At 67.6% G+C, this 16,375-nt stretch carries 16 protein-coding genes and 1 riboswitch; of the genes, 13 read left to right on the top strand and 3 right to left on the bottom strand.

The genetic code is table 11. The features are described from left to right. Positions 1-11 precede the first annotated feature (11 nt). The 4 genes from KXR53_RS12610 to KXR53_RS12595 all read left to right on the top strand — a co-directional run bounded on the left by KXR53_RS12610 (position 12) and on the right by KXR53_RS12595 (position 4,216). Positions 12-1,280, top strand: coding sequence for an ABC transporter substrate-binding protein (locus tag KXR53_RS12610; RefSeq protein ID WP_437375516.1), 1,269 nt, complete (start codon positions 12-14; stop codon positions 1,278-1,280). Between the two features lie 148 nt (positions 1,281-1,428). Beyond that, on the top strand, positions 1,429-2,352 hold the full coding sequence (locus KXR53_RS12605) for a carbohydrate ABC transporter permease (RefSeq protein ID WP_437375515.1): 924 nt from the start codon (positions 1,429-1,431) through the stop codon (positions 2,350-2,352). 1 nt (position 2,353) lies between these two features. Next, positions 2,354-3,205: a carbohydrate ABC transporter permease gene (locus tag KXR53_RS12600; RefSeq protein WP_437375514.1), complete on the top strand. Its 852-nt coding sequence runs from the start codon at positions 2,354-2,356 to the stop codon at positions 3,203-3,205. 72 nt (positions 3,206-3,277) lie between these two features. After that, positions 3,278-4,216, top strand: a complete 939-nt coding sequence (locus KXR53_RS12595; RefSeq protein WP_437375513.1) for an acetamidase/formamidase family protein — start codon at positions 3,278-3,280, stop codon at positions 4,214-4,216. Positions 4,217-4,261: 45 nt separating this feature from the next. Here the strand turns inward: KXR53_RS12595 and KXR53_RS12590 are convergent, their stop codons facing one another. Further along, positions 4,262-4,930, bottom strand: coding sequence for a peroxiredoxin (locus KXR53_RS12590; protein ID WP_437375512.1), 669 nt, complete (start codon positions 4,928-4,930; stop codon positions 4,262-4,264). A gap of 148 nt (positions 4,931-5,078) precedes the next feature. Then, positions 5,079-5,183: riboswitch (TPP riboswitch) on the top strand. 54 nt (positions 5,184-5,237) lie between these two features. Here KXR53_RS12590 and thiB point away from each other — a divergent pair. Genes thiB through thiQ form a run of 3 tightly spaced genes read left to right on the top strand, consistent with a single transcriptional unit; the run spans position 5,238 to position 8,627 of the window. Further along, on the top strand, positions 5,238-6,245 hold the full coding sequence (thiB, locus tag KXR53_RS12585) for a thiamine ABC transporter substrate binding subunit (RefSeq protein WP_437375511.1): 1,008 nt from the start codon (positions 5,238-5,240) through the stop codon (positions 6,243-6,245). 11 nt (positions 6,246-6,256) lie between these two features. Continuing rightward, the gene (thiP, locus tag KXR53_RS12580) at positions 6,257-7,927 is read left to right on the top strand and encodes a thiamine/thiamine pyrophosphate ABC transporter permease (protein WP_437375510.1); all 1,671 of its coding nucleotides are present in this window, start codon (positions 6,257-6,259) and stop codon (positions 7,925-7,927) included. Beyond that, entirely contained in the window at positions 7,908-8,627 is a 720-nt protein-coding gene (gene thiQ, locus KXR53_RS12575; RefSeq protein ID WP_437375509.1) for a thiamine ABC transporter ATP-binding protein, read from the top strand. Before thiP ends, thiQ begins: the two co-directional genes overlap by 20 nt. Here thiQ and KXR53_RS12570 read toward each other — a convergent pair. Both KXR53_RS12570 and KXR53_RS12565 read right to left on the bottom strand, forming a co-directional pair. Beyond that, the gene (locus tag KXR53_RS12570) at positions 8,609-9,997 is read right to left on the bottom strand and encodes a sodium:proton antiporter (RefSeq protein WP_437375508.1); all 1,389 of its coding nucleotides are present in this window, start codon (positions 9,995-9,997) and stop codon (positions 8,609-8,611) included. The genes thiQ and KXR53_RS12570 overlap by 19 nt on opposite strands. 173 nt (positions 9,998-10,170) lie before the next feature. After that, the gene (locus KXR53_RS12565) at positions 10,171-10,821 is read right to left on the bottom strand and encodes a hypothetical protein (RefSeq protein ID WP_437375507.1); all 651 of its coding nucleotides are present in this window, start codon (positions 10,819-10,821) and stop codon (positions 10,171-10,173) included. Between the two features lie 249 nt (positions 10,822-11,070). Here KXR53_RS12565 and KXR53_RS12560 point away from each other — a divergent pair, with 249 nt between their 5' ends. From KXR53_RS12560 to KXR53_RS12535, 6 genes are all read left to right on the top strand, one after another. Next, positions 11,071-11,811 (top strand): SRPBCC family protein, encoded by a 741-nt coding sequence (locus tag KXR53_RS12560; RefSeq protein ID WP_437375506.1) that lies wholly within the window; start codon positions 11,071-11,073, stop codon positions 11,809-11,811. Positions 11,812-11,957: 146 nt separating this feature from the next. After that, entirely contained in the window at positions 11,958-12,449 is a 492-nt protein-coding gene (locus KXR53_RS12555) for a (2Fe-2S)-binding protein (protein ID WP_026870658.1), read from the top strand. A gap of 13 nt (positions 12,450-12,462) precedes the next feature. Continuing rightward, complete coding sequence (locus tag KXR53_RS12550; protein ID WP_437375505.1) at positions 12,463-14,832, top strand: xanthine dehydrogenase family protein molybdopterin-binding subunit; 2,370 nt, start codon at positions 12,463-12,465, stop codon at positions 14,830-14,832. 13 nt (positions 14,833-14,845) lie between these two features. Continuing rightward, the gene (locus tag KXR53_RS12545; RefSeq protein WP_437375504.1) at positions 14,846-15,643 is read left to right on the top strand and encodes an FAD binding domain-containing protein; all 798 of its coding nucleotides are present in this window, start codon (positions 14,846-14,848) and stop codon (positions 15,641-15,643) included. Between the two features lie 132 nt (positions 15,644-15,775). Continuing rightward, the gene (locus KXR53_RS12540; protein ID WP_437375503.1) at positions 15,776-16,021 is read left to right on the top strand and encodes a type II toxin-antitoxin system ParD family antitoxin; all 246 of its coding nucleotides are present in this window, start codon (positions 15,776-15,778) and stop codon (positions 16,019-16,021) included. Then, positions 16,008-16,328, top strand: a complete 321-nt coding sequence (locus tag KXR53_RS12535; RefSeq protein WP_437375502.1) for a type II toxin-antitoxin system RelE/ParE family toxin — start codon at positions 16,008-16,010, stop codon at positions 16,326-16,328. The genes KXR53_RS12540 and KXR53_RS12535 overlap by 14 nt, the downstream gene beginning before the upstream one ends. Positions 16,329-16,375: the final 47 nt, after the last annotated feature.

Raw genomic sequence — 16,375 nt, 5'->3', positions numbered from 1 at the left:
GGGAGGCAAAAATGAAACGTCTGTTGCTCCTGGCCGGCCTGGCCGCCATCGCTTTCAGCGGCCCGGCGCTGGCCGACACCAACCTGAAGCTGGTCGAGGTGATCACCAGCCCGCAGCGCACCGAGTTCCTGAAGGGCCAGATCGCCAAGTTCGAGGCGGCCAACCCGGGCGTCCATGTCGAGATCGTCTCGCTGCCCTGGGGCGAGGCCTTCGAGAAGTTCCTGACCATGGTCCAGGCCGGCGAGACCCCGGACATCGCCGAAATGCCGGAGCGCTGGATGTCGCTCTACGCCAACAACGACCAGCTCGAGGATCTCGGCCCTTACATGGCCAAGTGGGACGGGGCTTCGACCCTGAGCGACCGGACGGTGCAGTTCGCGAAGACCGTGAACGACACCCCCTACATGGTGCCCTACGGCTTCTATCTGCGGGGCCTGTACTGGAACAAGAAGCTGTTCCAGGAGGCGGGCATCAAGGAGCCGCCGAAGACCCTCGACGAGTTCATGGAGGTATCGAAGAAGATCGCGGCGCTGGGCGGCGGCAAGACCGGCTACTGCCTGCGCGGCGGCAAGGGCGGCACCGGCGGCACCGCCTTCTTCATGCTGACCATGGACGGCAAGGGCACCTTCTTCAACGAGGACGGCACCTCGACTCTCGGCGACGAGGGCGCGGTCAAGGGCATGCAGTTCCTGGTCGACCTGTACAAGGCCGGCGGGGCGCCGAAGGACAGCCTGAACTGGGGCTTCAACGAGACCGTCACCGGCTTCTACTCCGGCACCTGCGCGATGCTGGACAACGACCCGGACGCCATGATCGGTATCCTGGACCACATGAAGCCGGAGGAGTTCGCGGTAGCGCCGATGCCGCTCGGCCCCGGCGGCCACGCCTATCCGTCGATCGGCTATGCCGGATGGTCGATGTTCGCCAACAGCGAGCACAAGGAGGAGAGCTGGAAGCTGATGTCCTTCCTGCTCGACCCCAACCAGAACATCGAATGGGCCAAGTTCGTCGGCGTGCTGCCGATCCACAAGGGCGCCGAGCAGAACGAGCATTTCGCCGGCGAACGCTATGCCGGCTGGTTCCAGGAGATGAACGATCCGCGCTGGCAGCCGATCCCGTGGCCGGCCCATCTCGAGGAGTTCGGCTACTTCTTCGACGTGATGTCGGTGCAGAGCTTCCAGGAGGCCCTGCTGGGCCAGAAGCCGGCCGCCGACGTGGCCAAGGAATGGGCCGACTATCTCACCGCCGCGCAACAGAAGTTCCTGGCGAACAAGAAGTGATGCGGTTGGCCGGACATCTCGACCGACGGCCAATCCCAAGCCGTCATGGCGAGCCCCGAAGGGGCGTGGCCATCCAGCGGCACCGGCCCTTGGATGGCCACGGCGCTGCGCGCCTCGCCATGACGGATCCAAATATGCGATGGCGAGCATGACCGTAACCAACGCGATCCCGGGCGCCCGCCCGGGATCTTTCCGCCGCGCGCTGGGCCATGCGCTGGAGCCCTGGCTCTATCTCAGCCCGGCCCTGATCCTCTTGACGCTCAGCATGCTGGTGCCGCTGATCGTCGGGCTGTCCTATGCCTTCCAGAACTTCGGCCCGTTCGGGAAGAGCACCTGGATCGGGCTGAAGAACTTCGAGACGCTGCTCGGTGACGCGAATTTCTGGCGGGCGCTGAAGAACACCGTGTGGTGGACCGTCGGCAGCCTGGTGTTCCAGTTCTTCGGCGGGCTCGGCCTCGCTTTGCTGCTGAACCGGGACTTCCCGGGGAAGCGGCTGACGCAGGCGCTGGTGTTCCTGCCCTGGGCGGTGCCGACCTTCCTGTCCGGCCTGGTCTTCGCCTGGCTGTTCAACCCGGTGGTCGGGCCCCTGCCCTACTGGATGGCCGATCTCGGCCTGCTGTCGGAACCGGCGAACATCCTGTCCGACCCGGACCTCGCCATGTGGGGACCGATCCTGGCCAATATCTGGTTCGGCATCCCGTTCTTCGCCATCACCCTCCTGGCCGCGCTGCAGGCGATCCCGTCCGACTTCTATGAGGCGGCGGCGATCGACGGCGCCACGGCCTGGCAGCGCTTCATCAACATCACCATCCCGTTCCTGGCGCCGACCATCGCCATCACCGTGCTGCTGCGCACGATCTGGATCGCCACCTTCGCCGACCTGATCTGGGTGATGACCAATGGCGGCCCGGCCAACGCCACCAACATCCTGTCGACCTACATCTTCGCCCAGGCCTTCTCGCGGCTGAACTTCGGCTACGCCTCGGCGGTGGCGACAGTGCTGCTGCTCCTTCTCCTGCTCTACGCCGCGATCCTGATCCGGATGCGCAAGAGCCTGCTCGCGGAGCAATGAGATGACGCTCGTCGGACGCTCCCCGCTCCACCGCCTCGCCGCTGGCACCGGCTTCTATCTCGGCATCGGCGCCTATCTGCTGTTCGCGCTGTTCCCGCTGTACTGGCTGGTCAAGATCTCGGTCACGCCGACCCAGCTGCTGTTCTCCGAGGGCATCACCTTCTGGCCGTCGGAATGGACGCTCGGCAATTTCGGCTCGGTGCTGACCGCCAGCAACTTCCCGCGCTACTTCCTGAACAGCGTCATCGTCTCTCTGGCCACGGCGGCGGTGGTCACGCTCTGCGCCTCGGCCTCCGGCTACGCCTTCTCGCGCTTCCGCTTCAAGGCCAAGCCGGCGGTGATGTTCGTGCTGCTGCTGACCCAGACCTTCCCGCTGGTGATGATCATCCCGCCGGTCTATCGGCTGATGGCGCCGCTGGGCCTGACCAACAACCTGATGGGGCTGATCGTCATCTACAGCGCCTTCAACGTCGCCTTCGCCACCTTCCTGATGCAGTCCTTCTTCGACGCCATCCCGAAGGACCTGGAGGAGGCGGCGATGATCGACGGCTGCAACCGCTTCCAGGCGCTGCGCCGGGTGGTGCTGCCGCTGACCCTGCCGGGGATGGGCGCGACGCTGGGCTTCGTCTTCACCGCGGCCTGGAGCGAGCTGCTGTTCGCGCTGATGCTGATCAATTCCGACAGCCAGAAGACCTTCGCCGTCGGCCTCTTGACCTTCGTCGCCAAATTCGGCGTCGACTGGGGGCAGATGACCGCGGCCTCGGTGCTGGCGCTGATCCCGGTGTGCATCTTCTTCGCCGTGATCCAGCGCTACCTGGTGCAGGGGCTGACGGCCGGCGCCGTCAAGGGATGAACTGTCCCCTCCAGGCTTGAACGCGGTGCCGAAACGTCCGAGCGTGACGGCGCCACCAGAGGGGACCCGATCATGCCGCAGCACCACCTGCCCGCCTCGGCCGAGACCTGCGCCTGGGGCTATTTCGACGCGACGCGAGAGTCAGTGCTGACGGTCGACAGCGGCGACACCGTCGTGATCGACACCGTGAATGGCGGGCCGGAGGTGCTGCCGCAGGGCGGGTTTCACATCCCGCCCGAGATCCACGAGATCCATGAGCGCTGCGACCGCTCGACGCCTGGCCACATCCTGACCGGCCCGGTCGCGGTCCGCGGCGCCCGGCCCGGCCAGGTTCTGGAGGTGCGGATCCTCGACGTCTCGCTGCGCCAGGACTGGGGCTACAACGTGATCCGGCCGCTCGCCGGCACGCTGCCCTATGAGTTCGAGGAGTCGCGGCTCCTGAACATCCCGCTCGACGCCGCGGCCGGCACGGCGCGACTGCCCTGGGGGCTGGACCTGCCGCTGAAGCCCTTCTTCGGCGTGATGGGCGTGGCGCCGCCCAAGGGTTGGGGCCGGATCAGCTCGATCCAGCCGCGCGCCCATGCCGGCAATATCGACAACAAGGAGCTGGTGGCCGGCACGACCCTGTATCTGCCGGTGTTCAACGACGACGCCCTGTTCTCCTGCGGCGACGGCCACGGCGCGCAGGGCGACGGCGAGGTCTGCGTCACCGCGATCGAGACGGCGCTGCAGGGCACCTTCCAGCTGATCGTCCGCGACGATCTGCGCTTCGCCTATCCCCGCGCCGAGACCCCCACCCATCACATCACCATGGGGATGGATCCGGACCTGGAGCGCTGCGCGGAGATGGCGCTGCGCGACATGATCGCGCTCTTGGGCGAGACCGCCGGCCTGTCGCGCGAGGACGCCTACACCCTGTGCAGCCTGGCCGGCGACCTGCGCATCACCCAGACCGTGAACGGCTGCAAGGGCGTGCACATGATGATGGCGAAGAGCCTGCTGGGCCGGTGATACGACCCTGGGCTCGGATGAGCCCGGGGGTGTCCGGATCGGCCGTCAGTCCCGCGGCTGAGGAACGACGCGGAGATAGGGCTTCAGCGTCTTCCAGCCTTCGGGGAACTTCTGCTTCGCCTCCTCGTCCGAGACCGAGGTGACGATGATGACGTCCTCGCCATTCTTCCAGTTCACCGGCGTCGCCACCTTGTGCTTGGCGGTCAGCTGCAGCGAATCGATCACCCGCAGCACCTCGTCGAAGTTGCGGCCGGTGGTCATCGGATAGGAGATCACCAGCTTGATCTTCTTGTCCGGGCCGATGACGTAGACGTTGCGCACCGTCTGGTTGGCCACCGGGGTGCGGCCTTCCGAGGTGGTGCCGGCATCGGCCGGCAGCATGCCGTAGAGCTTGGACACCACCAGCTCGGAATCGCCGATCATCGGATAGTTCGGGGCGGCGCCCTGAGTCTCCTCGATGTCCTTGGCCCAGCCCTGGTGATTGCTGATCGGATCGACGCTGAGGCCGATGATCTTGACCCCGCGCTTGTCGAATTCCGGCTTGATCCGGGCCATGTAGCCGAGCTCGGTGGTGCACACCGGGGTGAAGTCCTTGGGATGCGAGAACAGCACGCCCCAGGACGAGCCGAGCCAGTCGTGGAAGCGGATCCGCCCCTCGGTGGTCTCGACTTCGAAATCGGGCGCGTCCTCTCCAATCGCAAGCGGGCCGGCCATTTTTACCTCCTCTGTGTGTTAATTTTTGTAATTTTACCGCGGTGGAGGTTCGGTGTCACCAGGAGCGTGGTCTTTTGAAAGGCCGCCCGATCCACCCATCGAGCAATCGCATCGCGTTGACAGTCCTCGCGCGCACTCCGATGATGCGCCCGTCTTGCCGGGGTGCCCGAACGGGGGCTGAGAGGCGCGTCAGCGCCAACCCGACGAACCTGATCCGGGTCATGCCGGCGAAGGGAGAACGAGACGGCGCCTCAGGCATCGGCAGCGTCCCTCTCCGCTCCGGCTCCGACCCCGCGGAGGAAACGAGATGCGCCCGATCCTCGCCGTCCTGCTGACGGCCCTTGCCCTGACCTCCGCCGCCGCCGGGCCGGCTGCGGCCGAAACCCCGGTGCTCAAGGTCTACACCTACGAATCCTTCACCGCCGATTGGGGCCCGGGACCGCAGGTGAAGAAGGCCTTCGAGGCCGAATGCGGCTGCACGCTGGAGTTCACCTCGGTCGAGGACGGCGTCGCCCTGCTGTCGCGACTGAAGCTGGAGGGCAGGTCGAGCCAGGCCGACGTCGTGCTCGGCCTCGACACCAACCTGACCGCCGAGGCGACGGCGACCGGCCTGTTCGCGCCGCATGGCATGAAGCTGGAGGGGCTGTCGTTGCCGGTCGCCTGGACCGACCCGGTCTTCGTTCCCTATGACTGGAGCTACTTCGCCTTCGTCTACGACAAGACCAAGGTGCCGAACCCGCCCAAGAGCCTGCACGACCTGGTCGAGACCAGCGACCTCGAGCTGACCATCCAGGACCCGCGCACCAGCACGCCGGGCCTCGGCCTCCTGCTCTGGGTGAAGCAGGTGTACGGGGACAAGGCGCCGGAGGCCTGGGCGAAGCTGAAGCCGCGCATCCTGACCGTCACCCCGGGCTGGAGCGAGAGCTACGGCCTGTTCCGCAAGGGCGAGGTGCCGATGACCTTCAGCTACCTGACCTCGCCGCCCTATCACGTGATCGCGGAGAACGACAACAGCATCGGCGCGGCGGTGTTCACTGAAGGCAACTACCTGCAGGTCGAGGTCGCGGCCAAGCTGGCCTCCTCTAAGAATCCCGAGCTGGCTGACAAGTTCCTCGCCTTCATGCTGAGCCCGGCGTTCCAGGACGTGCTGCCGACGACGCAATGGATGTATCCGGCGGTGACACCGAAGGCCGGCCTGCCCGACGCCTACAAGGCGCTGCCGACCCCGGCCAAGGCGCTGCTGTATGCGCCGGAGGAGGTCGCCGCCAACCGCGCCGCCTGGATCGCCGAATGGCTGCAGGCGACGAGTCGTTGAGCCAGCGTAGGTTGGGTTCGCGCGTCGCGAACCCAACATCCCACCGCGGGACCGGCCTGCTGGGTTCGCTATGGCGAACACAGCCTACGGGGCACCGCATTGCGTCCCTCCCCGGCCTCCTCGCCCTCCTCGGCATCGCGGCGCTGATCGGCACGGCGGCGACCGGCCTCGTCCGTGCCGCCGCCGGGTTCGATCTGCTCGCCGTCTGGGCCGATCCCTATCTCTGGTCGGTGCTGCGGTTCACCGCGCTGCAGGCCGGGCTGTCGGCGCTGATCAGTGTCGCCATCGCCGTCCCGGTCGCCCGCGCCCTGTCGCGCCGCCGCTTTCCCGGCCGGACGCTACTGCTGCGCCTGTTCGGCCTGCCGATGATCGTGCCCGCCGTCGCCGGCGCCTTCGGCATCCTCACCGTGTTCGGCCGCTCCGGCCTGATCGCCGAGTTGATGGCGGCGCTGGGCCTCAGCATTCGGCCCAACATCTATGGCCTGACCGGAATCCTGCTGGCCCATGTCTTCTTCAACATGCCCTTCGCCGTGCGCGTGCTGCTCTCGGCTTGGGGCACGATTCCGGCCGAGAGCTGGCGCCTGGCGGCGATGCTGGGGCTGCGCGGCGCCGATCTGTTCCGGCTGGTCGAATGGCCGATGCTGCGGCGCCAGCTGCCGGGCCTGACCGCACTGATCTTTCTGCTCTGCTTCACCAGCTTCGCCGTGGTGCTGACGCTCGGCGGCGGCCCGGCCTCGGCCACGATCGAGATCGCCATCTACCAGGCGCTGCGCTTCGACTTCGACCCCGGCCGCGCCGTCGCCCTGTCACTGCTGCAGATCGGCCTCTGCGCTCTCCTGGTGCTGGCGGCGATGCGGCTGACCGGCCGGGTCGCCGACGAAGGCGGCGTCGGACGCCCGGTGCTGCGCAGCGACGGCCAAACGCCTGTCGCTCGCACGATCGACGCCGTCGTGCTGGTCCTGGCCGCCGGTTTCGTGCTGTTGCCGCTGGCCGCCATTCTGGTCGAAGGCCTTGGCGGAATCGGCAAGCCGATCCTGGCCAGCGCCGTCCTGTGGCGCGCCGCCGGGCGCAGCTTGGCCGTCGCCCTCGGCGCCGCCACGCTGGCCCTGGTGCTGGGCTGGGCGCTGGCGCACAGCATCGCCGCGCTGCGCATCGGCGGGCGTCGCCGCCGGCTGGCGCGGATCTTCGAGCTGAGCGGGACGGTGGTGCTGGTGGTGCCGCCGCTGGCGCTCGGCGCCGGCCTCTTCGTCATGCTGCTCGGCACCGCCGATCTGCGGCGCTGGGCCCTGCCGGTCATCGCGCTGATCAACACGCTGATGGCCCTGCCCTTCGTGCTGCGGCTGCTGGTCGGCGCCGCCGAGCTGGCACAGCACCGGCACGGAAGGCTGGCCGACAGTCTGGGCCTGTCCGGCTGGGACCGGCTGCGGCTGGTGGAATGGCCGTTGCTGCGCCGGCCGGCCGGCTTCGCCTTCGCCCTCTCCGCCGGCCTGGCCTTCGGCGATCTCGGCGCCGCCGCCCTGTTCGGTGGTGACGGCAATGAGACCCTGCCGGTGCTGGTCGCGCAGCTGCTCGGTGCCTATCGCCTGCAGGAGGCGTCGACCGTGGTGCTGCTGCTGGTGCTGATGGGGTTGGCTCTCTTCGGCCTGATCGAAAGGATCTTCGGTGGCCAGGAACGCGATTGAGATCGAAGGCCTGACCTATCGCTACGAGGCGATGGAGATGCGCTTCGACCTGGCGGTGGAGGCCGGCGCCTTCGTCGTGCTGTTCGGGCCGAGCGGCGCCGGCAAGAGCACGCTGCTCAACCTGATCGCCGGCTTCGAGGCGCCCCTGTCCGGCACGCTGCGCCTGTTCGGCCGCGACGTGCTGGGCCTGCCGCCGGCGGCCCGGCCGGTCACCACCCTGTTCCAGGACCACAACCTGTTCCCGCATCTGAGCGCGGCGCGGAACGTGGCGCTGGGTCTGCATCCGGGACGGCTGAGCCCGGCCGAGGCGGCGCAGGTGACGGAGGCCTTGGCCCATGTCGGCCTGGCCGGGCTGGAGTCGCGCCGGCCGGCGGAGCTGTCCGGCGGCGAGCGCCAGCGCGTCGCCCTGGCCCGCAGCCTGGTGCGCGACCGCCCGATCCTGCTGCTGGACGAGCCCTTCGCCGCGCTCGGCCCGGCGCAACGGCGCGAGATGGTCGGCCTCGTCGACCGGCTGCGGCGCGAGCGCGGCCTGACCGTGCTGATGGTCAGCCACCAGCTCGACGCCCTGCCCGGCATCGAGGCGCAGGCCGCCTTCGTCGAGGACGGCCGCATCGCCGCCACCGGCACGGCGACCGAGCTGCTGACCCGTCCGCCGCTGCCGGAGATCGCCGACTATCTCGGCTATGTCGGACCGACGTAGAACACAAGCGACACCAGCACGAACAGCGGCAGCAGGATGCCGCAGGACCAAGCCATGTAGCCGAAGAAGCTGGGCATCAGCACGCCGCGCTCCTGCGCGATCGAGCGCACCATGAAGTTCGGCGCGTTGCCGATATAGGTGTTGGCGCCCATGAACACGGCACCGGCGGAGATGGCGCCGAGCGTCGCCGCCCACGGCCCCATCAGGTGCTGCGCATCGGCGCCGGCCATGTTGAAGAAGACGAGATAGGTCGGCGCATTGTCGAGGAAGCTGGACAGCAGACCGGTCAGCCAGAAATAGGCCAGGTTGTTCGGATCGCCGGTGCCGCCGACAAGCTCGACCAGGTCGGCCAGCGCCCCGTTCCGGCCAGCGCGCAGGATCGCGATCGCCGGCACGATGGTGACGAAGATCGCGGCGAACAGCTTGCCGACCTCGATGATCGGAAACCAGTTGAAGTCGTTGAGCTGCCGGCTCTCCTTCGAGGTCAGAACCCAGGACAGGCCTATGATGGCGAGCAGCAGCAGGTCGCGGACCAGGTTCTGCAGCTCCACCGGCACGTGATAGACGGTCAGCGCCACGCCCGGCCGCCACACCCCGCTCAGCAGCACGGCACCGACGACGCCGGCCAAGAGCAGCAGATTGATTCCGCCCTCGAATCCAAGAGGCACCCGCGGCTCCGGTGGCACCTCGCGCAATTCTCCCTCCCGCCGGAACAGCACGGTGTCGATGGCGAAGTAGAGCGCCAGCAGGATCACCGAGCAGAACAGCATCGGCGCCAGCAGGTGCCCTGTCGGCCAGAAGAACGACACGCCCTGCAGGAAGCCGAGGAACAGCGGCGGGTCGCCCAGCGGCGTCAGGGCGCCGCCGATATTGCCGACCAGGAAGATGAAGAACACCACGGTGTGGACCCGGAAGCGTCGGTTCTCGTTGGCGCGCAGCAGCGGCCGGATCAGCAGCATGCAGGCGCCGGTCGTGCCCATCCAGCTGGCGATCGCGGTGCCGATGAAAAGGATGCCGAGATTGACCGCGGGCGTGCCGACCAGCGTGCCCTTGATCCGCACCCCGCCGGCGACGACGAACAGCGCCGCCAGCAGGATGATGAAGGGCAGATATTCGGTCAGGGCGACGGCCACCACCTCGAACAGCGCCAGGTCGGCGCCGTGGATCGCGGCGAAGGGCAGCAGGAAGGCCAGCCCCCAGAAGGCGGCGACCTTGCCGAAATGCCGGTGCCAGAAATGCGGCCGGATCAGAGGGAACAGCGCGATCGACAGCAGGATGCCGACGAACGGGATGATCCAGGCGAGGCCGAGCTCCGACCCGTCCAGATGCGGCGCCCCGTCGGCGGCCGCCCAGGCCGGTGTGGTCGACATGAGCATCGTGGTCCCCGCCGCGGCGCTTCCCAGGCAGCGGCGGGCATGTCGAAACACCGGCATGAAGATCCCTTCCCGTTCTTATGTCAGGCGGCCGGAGTATGGCGATGCAGGTCAGGCCGGCCAACTTTTTCCGGTCGAGCAGATCGGCCGGGGACGCTCAGACTGTCCGCTCAACTTCGTTGGAGAGCGGCGGCGTCTCGGGAAAGCGTGCCGCGTCCCAGACTCCCGTAGACGGCATCGAGATCGACTCCTTCGGGCGCGGTCAGCCGAAACTTCAGGATCCACTGACTCCATCCGAAGCACATGACGTAGAGTTGCGACTGCAGCGGTTGGACTCGACCATCGAAGGTGTCGGTCATCTTGTAGACCACCCGGCCAAGGCCGACCCGGCCACCGTTGGGGTTTTTCAACACGTCCCCGCCTTCTTTGACGATCTTGGCATCGGGATGGAGAGCGACCACAGCCGCCTTAGCGGCCTCGAGTTCGTTGCGGCAGAGGCCACCCAACTGTCGGTCCGTGAGATCGGGATACTGTCCCGATGCCAGAACCCAGGGTGCCGGATAGATGTAGATCGTGCCCAAAGCTGCGCCTGCCGGACCGGAGCGACGGTAGGTTGCGCTGACATTGGTTGCGCCCGCATCGTATTTCCGCATCTCGGTGCGGGTGAAATCCGCGATCGCCGGTGGAAACTGCAGCGACGAATATCGATGCGTGTAAGCTCCCTCGACCTGAAGCGGTTCGGAATGGATCTGCCCCTCGGGCTGTGTTGCCGGAGTTGAGGGCCCGGCGGTCTGACACGCCGCCAGGAACGAGGTGGCCAACAAGACCATCAGAGGCCGACAAACAGGGCCACGGCTCAAAAATATCCCCACGCTACCCCCCTCAAAAGGCGCTATGAAATGCTGGAATAATGAGTGCGGCCGGTGACGAAAGCCAGAGCGGAGTCTGGTCTGGAGCGGCCGATTCCCTGCCCCTGGGGCCGGCACGCCCAAGGTAGGGTTGTCGCGGCCGGTGGCCCGCACTAGCTTCGACGGAATGAGCCGACCGGCTCGAGACGAGGGAATCACGCCATGGAGATGACGGGCGAGCATCGGATCGCAGCGCCGCGGTCGGTGGTCTGGGAGGGGCTGAACGATCCCGAGGTGCTGCGCCGGTCGATTCCCGGCTGCGACAGCCTGGAGAAGACCTCGCCGACCGAGATGGCGGCCACCGTCACCGCCAAGGTCGGGCCGGTCAAGGCCACCTTTGCCGGCCAGGTCACCCTGTCCAACCTGAACCCGCCCGAGAGCTACACCATCTCCGGCGAGGGCAAGGGCGGCGCCGCCGGATTCGCCAAGGGCGGCGCCGATGTGAAGCTGGTCGAGGATGGGGACGGCACGCTGCTGCAATACGCGGTGAAGGCCAATATCGGTGGCAAGCTGGCCCAGCTCGGCGCCCGGCTGATCGACAGCACCGCCAAGAAGATGGCCGACGACTTCTTCGCCCGCTTCGCCGCAGAGATGGCGCAGCGCGCCGGAGCCCCGGCGCCGGCGGCCGAGCCGGCGCCCGAGATCCCGGTGCCGATCCCGGTCCCGACCGAGGAGACGCTGACGCCGCCGAGCCCGGCCGAGGCACCGAGCCTCGGCACCGCAGAGCCTGTTTCCGCGCCGCAGCCCGTGCCCGCCGAGCCGAAGCCGGAGCCTGCCGCCGCCCAACCGCCCCGCCCGGCGCCTCCCCCGCCGGCCGAGGAGCGCCGCGGCGGGCTGCCCCCGGCGGTCTGGATCACCGCCCTGATCGTGATCGTGCTGGTGCTGCTGTATCTCTATTTGTAACGCAGGCGGAACTGACCTTCGCCCGGCTTGACCGATCGTCGGACGAAATCTTAGCCTTCGATCCGGGTGGCTTGATCGAGCACCGCAAGCGGCGCGCAACAGCCGCGGCCGGGCTCGGCGGCCGAACGCCAGCTTGGGAGGATTCCATGACCACCACCGTGACCCTGACGGTGAACGGGAGGTCGGTGACGCGGCAGGTCGAACCGCGCACACTGCTTGTCCAGCTTCTGCGCGAACACCTGCAGCTCACCGGAACGCATGTCGGCTGCGACACCAGCCAGTGCGGCGCCTGCGTCGTCCATGTCGACGGCCGTTCGGTCAAGTCCTGTACCATGCTGGCCGTCCAGGCCGAGGGCAGCTCCGTGACCACGATCGAGGGCCTGGCGGCGCCCGACGGCACGCTGCACCCGATGCAGGAGGCCTTCCGCGAGAACCACGCCCTGCAATGCGGCTTCTGCACGCCCGGCATGGTGATGAGCGCCGTCGACCTGCTGCAGAACAACCCCAACCCGACCGAGCACGAGGTTCGTGAGTGGCTGGAGGGCAACATCTGCCGCTGCACCGGCTACCACAACATCGTCAAGGCCGTCCTCGACTGCGCCGCCAAGTCCGGCGGCCAGCGCATCGCAGCCGAATGAAGGGGGCACGGTCATGGCACCCGATGGCATCGGCGCCCCGCTGCGCCGCAAGGAGGACTATCGTTTCCTGACCGGCAACGGTCACTACACCGACGACATCAACCGCCCCGGCCAGGCCTATGCGTATTTCCTGCGCTCGCCGGTGGCGCATGCCCGCATTCGCGGCATCGACAAGAGCGCGGCCGAGGCCTCGCCCGGCGTCATCGCCGTCTTCACCGGCGAGGATCTGGCCAAGGACAAGGTCGGCGGGCTGATCTGCGGCTGGCTGGTCAAGTCGAAGAACGGCGAGCCGATGAAGGCCGGGCCGCACCCCGCGCTGGCCCAGGGCAAGGTGCGCTATGTCGGCGACCACGTCGCGGTGGTGATCGCCGAGACCAAGGACCAGGCCAAGGACGCGGCCGAGAAGATCGAGGTCAGCTACGAGGATCTGCCGGCCGTCGTGCTGCCGGAACGGGCGCGCGAGTCCGGCGCGGCCCTGGTGCATGACGACATCCCGGCCAACACCGTCTACGAGTGGGAGCTGGGCAACAAGGCCGATGTCGAGGCCGCCTTCGCCCGCGCCGCCCATGTCACCAAGCTGGACCTGACCAACAACCGGCTGGTGCCGAATGCGATGGAGCCGCGGGCGGCGATCGGCGAATACGACCGCGGCTCGGACAGCTTCACCCTCTACACCACCAGCCAGAACCCGCATGTGGCACGGCTGGTGCTGTCCGCCTTCGTCGGCATCGCGCCGGAGCACAAGCTGCGGGTGATCGCGCCCGATGTCGGCGGCGGCTTCGGCTCGAAGATCTTCATCTATGCCGAGGAGACGGTCTGCGTCTGGGCGGCGAAGAAGGTCGGGCGGCCGGTGAAGTGGACCGGCGAGCGCAGCGAGAGCTTCCTGGCCGACGCGCATGGCCGCGACCACGTCACCCATGCCGAGCTGGCGCTGGACCAGGACGGCAAGTTCCTGGCGCTGCGCGTGCACACCACGGCCAATCTCGGCGCCTATCTCTCCACCTTCGCCAGCTGCGTGCCGACCTATCTCTACGCGCCGCTGCTGTCCGGCCAATACGCCATCCCGGCGATCTACTGCGAGGTCGACGGGGTCTACACCAACACCGCGCCGGTCGACGCCTATCGCGGCGCCGGGCGGCCGGAGGCGACCTACGTCATCGAGCATATCGTCGAGCTGGCGGCCCGCGAGCTGAAGCTGGACCCGGCGGAGATCCGCCGCCGCAACTTCATCCAGCCCAACCAGTACCCGTACCAGACGCCGGTGATCATGACCTATGATTGCGGCGACTACCCGAAGGCGCTGGAGGAGGCGCTGAAGCTGGCCGACTATGCCGGCTTCCCGGCCCGGAAGGCGGAGAGCGCCGGCCGCGGCAAGCTGCGCGGCATCGGCTTCTCCAGCTACATCGAGGCCTGCGGCATCGCCCCCTCGGCCGCGGTCGGCTCGCTCGGCGCCGGCGTCGGGCTGTGGGAATCGGCCAAGATTCGGTTCAACCCGACCGGCAACGTCACCATCCACACCGGCAGCCACAGCCACGGCCAGGGCCACGAGACGACCTTCGCCCAGCTGCTCTCCAGCTATCTCGGTGTGCCGGCGGACCAGGTCGAGGTGGTGCACGGCGACACCGACAAGACGCCCTTCGGCATGGGCACCTACGGGTCGCGCTCGCTGGCCGTCGGCGGCTCCGCCATCGTCAAGGCGGCGGAGAAGATCATCGCCAAGGGCAAGAAGATCGCGGCCCATCAGCTCGAGGCGGCGGAAGCCGACATCGAGTTCAAGGACGGCAAGTTCACCGTCGCCGGCACCGACCGGTCGAAGACGATCCAGGAGGTCGCTTTCGCCGCCTATGTGCCGCACAACTACCCGCCGGGGGTCGAGCCGGGGCTTGAGGAGAGCGCCTTCTACGACCCGATCAACTTCACCTTCCCGGCCGGCACCCAGATCTGCGAGGTCGAGGTCGACCCGGACACCGGCGTCGTCACCGTCGTCAACTACACGGCGGTCGACGATTTCGGCCGGGTGATCAATCCGATGATCGTCGAGGGCCAGGTGCATGGCGGCGTCGCCCAGGGCATCGGCCAGGCGCTTCTCGAGAACTGCGCCTACGACCCGGAGACCGGGCAGCTTCTGACCGGCTCCTACATGGATTACTGCATGCCGCGGGCGGACGACCTGCCGAGCTTCAAGATCGGCATGATCGAGACCGTCAACCCCTCCAACCCGCTCGGGGTGAAGGGCTGCGGCGAGGCCGGGGCGATCGCGGCGCCGGCGGCGCTGATGAACGCGATCACCGACGCGATCGGCTGCGACATGAACATGCCGGCGACGCCGGAACGGGTGTGGCGGGCGATCCATGCCCAGTCCCCCGCCATGGCCGCCGAGTGAGGAGACGACGACGATGTATGCGTTCAACTACCACAAGGCGTCCTCCGCGGCCGATGCGGTGGCCAAGCTGACCGCCGCCGCCGACGGCAAGTTCCTGGCCGGCGGCATGACCCTGATCCCGACCCTGAAGCAGCGCCTGGCCTCGCCGTCCGACATCGTCGACCTGGGCGGCGCCGCCGAGCTGAAGGGGATCACGGAGGAAGGCGGCGGTCTCACCATCGGCGCCATGACCACCCATGCCGAGGTCACCGCCTCCGACGTGGTGAAGCGGGTGATTCCCGCCCTCGCCGCCCTGGCCGGCAATATCGGCGACGCCCAGGTGCGCAATCGCGGCACCCTCGGCGGCTCGGTCGCCAACAACGATCCCAGCGCCGACTACCCGGCGGCGGTGCTGGCGCTCGGCGCCACCATCCGCACCACCAAGCGCGAGATCGCGGCCGACGACTTCTTCCAGGGGATGTTCACCACGGCGCTGGAGGAGGACGAGCTGATCACCGCGATCCACTTCCCGAAACCGGAGAAGGCGGCCTATGCGAAGTTCGACAATCCGGCCAGCCGCTACGCCATGGCCGGGGTGTTCGTCGCCAGGACCGCGGGCGGCGTCCGTGTCGCCGTGACCGGCGCCGGCTCGGACGGCGTGTTCCGCTGGACCGAGGCCGAGCAGGCGCTGGCCGGCAATTTCGCGGCCGCGGCGCTGGACGGGCTGTCGGTCTCGCCAGACGGCATGAACGCCGACATCCACGGCTCGGCCGAATACCGGGCGCATCTGGTCAAGGTGATGGCCAAGCGGGCGGTCCAGGCCGCCGGCTGAGCCTGCGCTTTTGATGGACGGCCTGTCTCCGCGAGACCGGAGACAGGCCGTTGTCGTCAGGGCATGACAATGTATGTCATGACCATTGGCAAAGAATGTCATATCGTGGCTAGGTCACCGGAAGAGGGCACCATGGCCACGATGAATGTCTCCCTGCCGGACGCCATGAAGACTTGGGTTGAGAGACAAGCCGAGGGCGGCCGCTATGGGAATGTCAGCGATTATATTCGAGACCTGATCCGCAAGGATCAGGAGCGGACGGAAGCGATCGCCACCTTGCAAGCCGCCATTGCGGAGGGTGTCGAAAGCGGGGAGCCCGAGCCCTTCGACGCAGCGGCATTCAAGCTTCGAATGCGCCGGCAGCATGGCACCGGGTGAAGCGGCGCGGTACCGGCTGACTCCGGCCGCTCTTGCCGACCTCGACGAGATCTGGCGATTTTCGGCCGAAACTTGGTCCGTCGGGCAAGCCGATCGCTATCTGGACGATCTCGTCCGCGTCTTCGAGATGATCGCCGCCGTCCCGACCCTGGCCCGGGAGCATCGAGAGTTCGATCCACCAGTCCGCATTCATGCGTACCAGAGCCATCTGATCATCTACACGCATAGCGGCGACGACGTCGCCATTCTACGCCTGCTCGGCGGCCGGCAAGATTGGATCGCCGTCCTCAAAGCAGCGGACATTTGAAGCCCTGCTCTGCCCCCTTCTCGAAACCTCGTCCACATTCCATTCTA

Source organism: Inquilinus limosus (assembly GCF_051487185.1).
Lineage (GTDB): Bacteria > Pseudomonadota > Alphaproteobacteria > DSM-16000 > Inquilinaceae > Inquilinus > Inquilinus limosus_F.
This window is presented reverse-complemented; position numbering and strand designations above follow the sequence as displayed.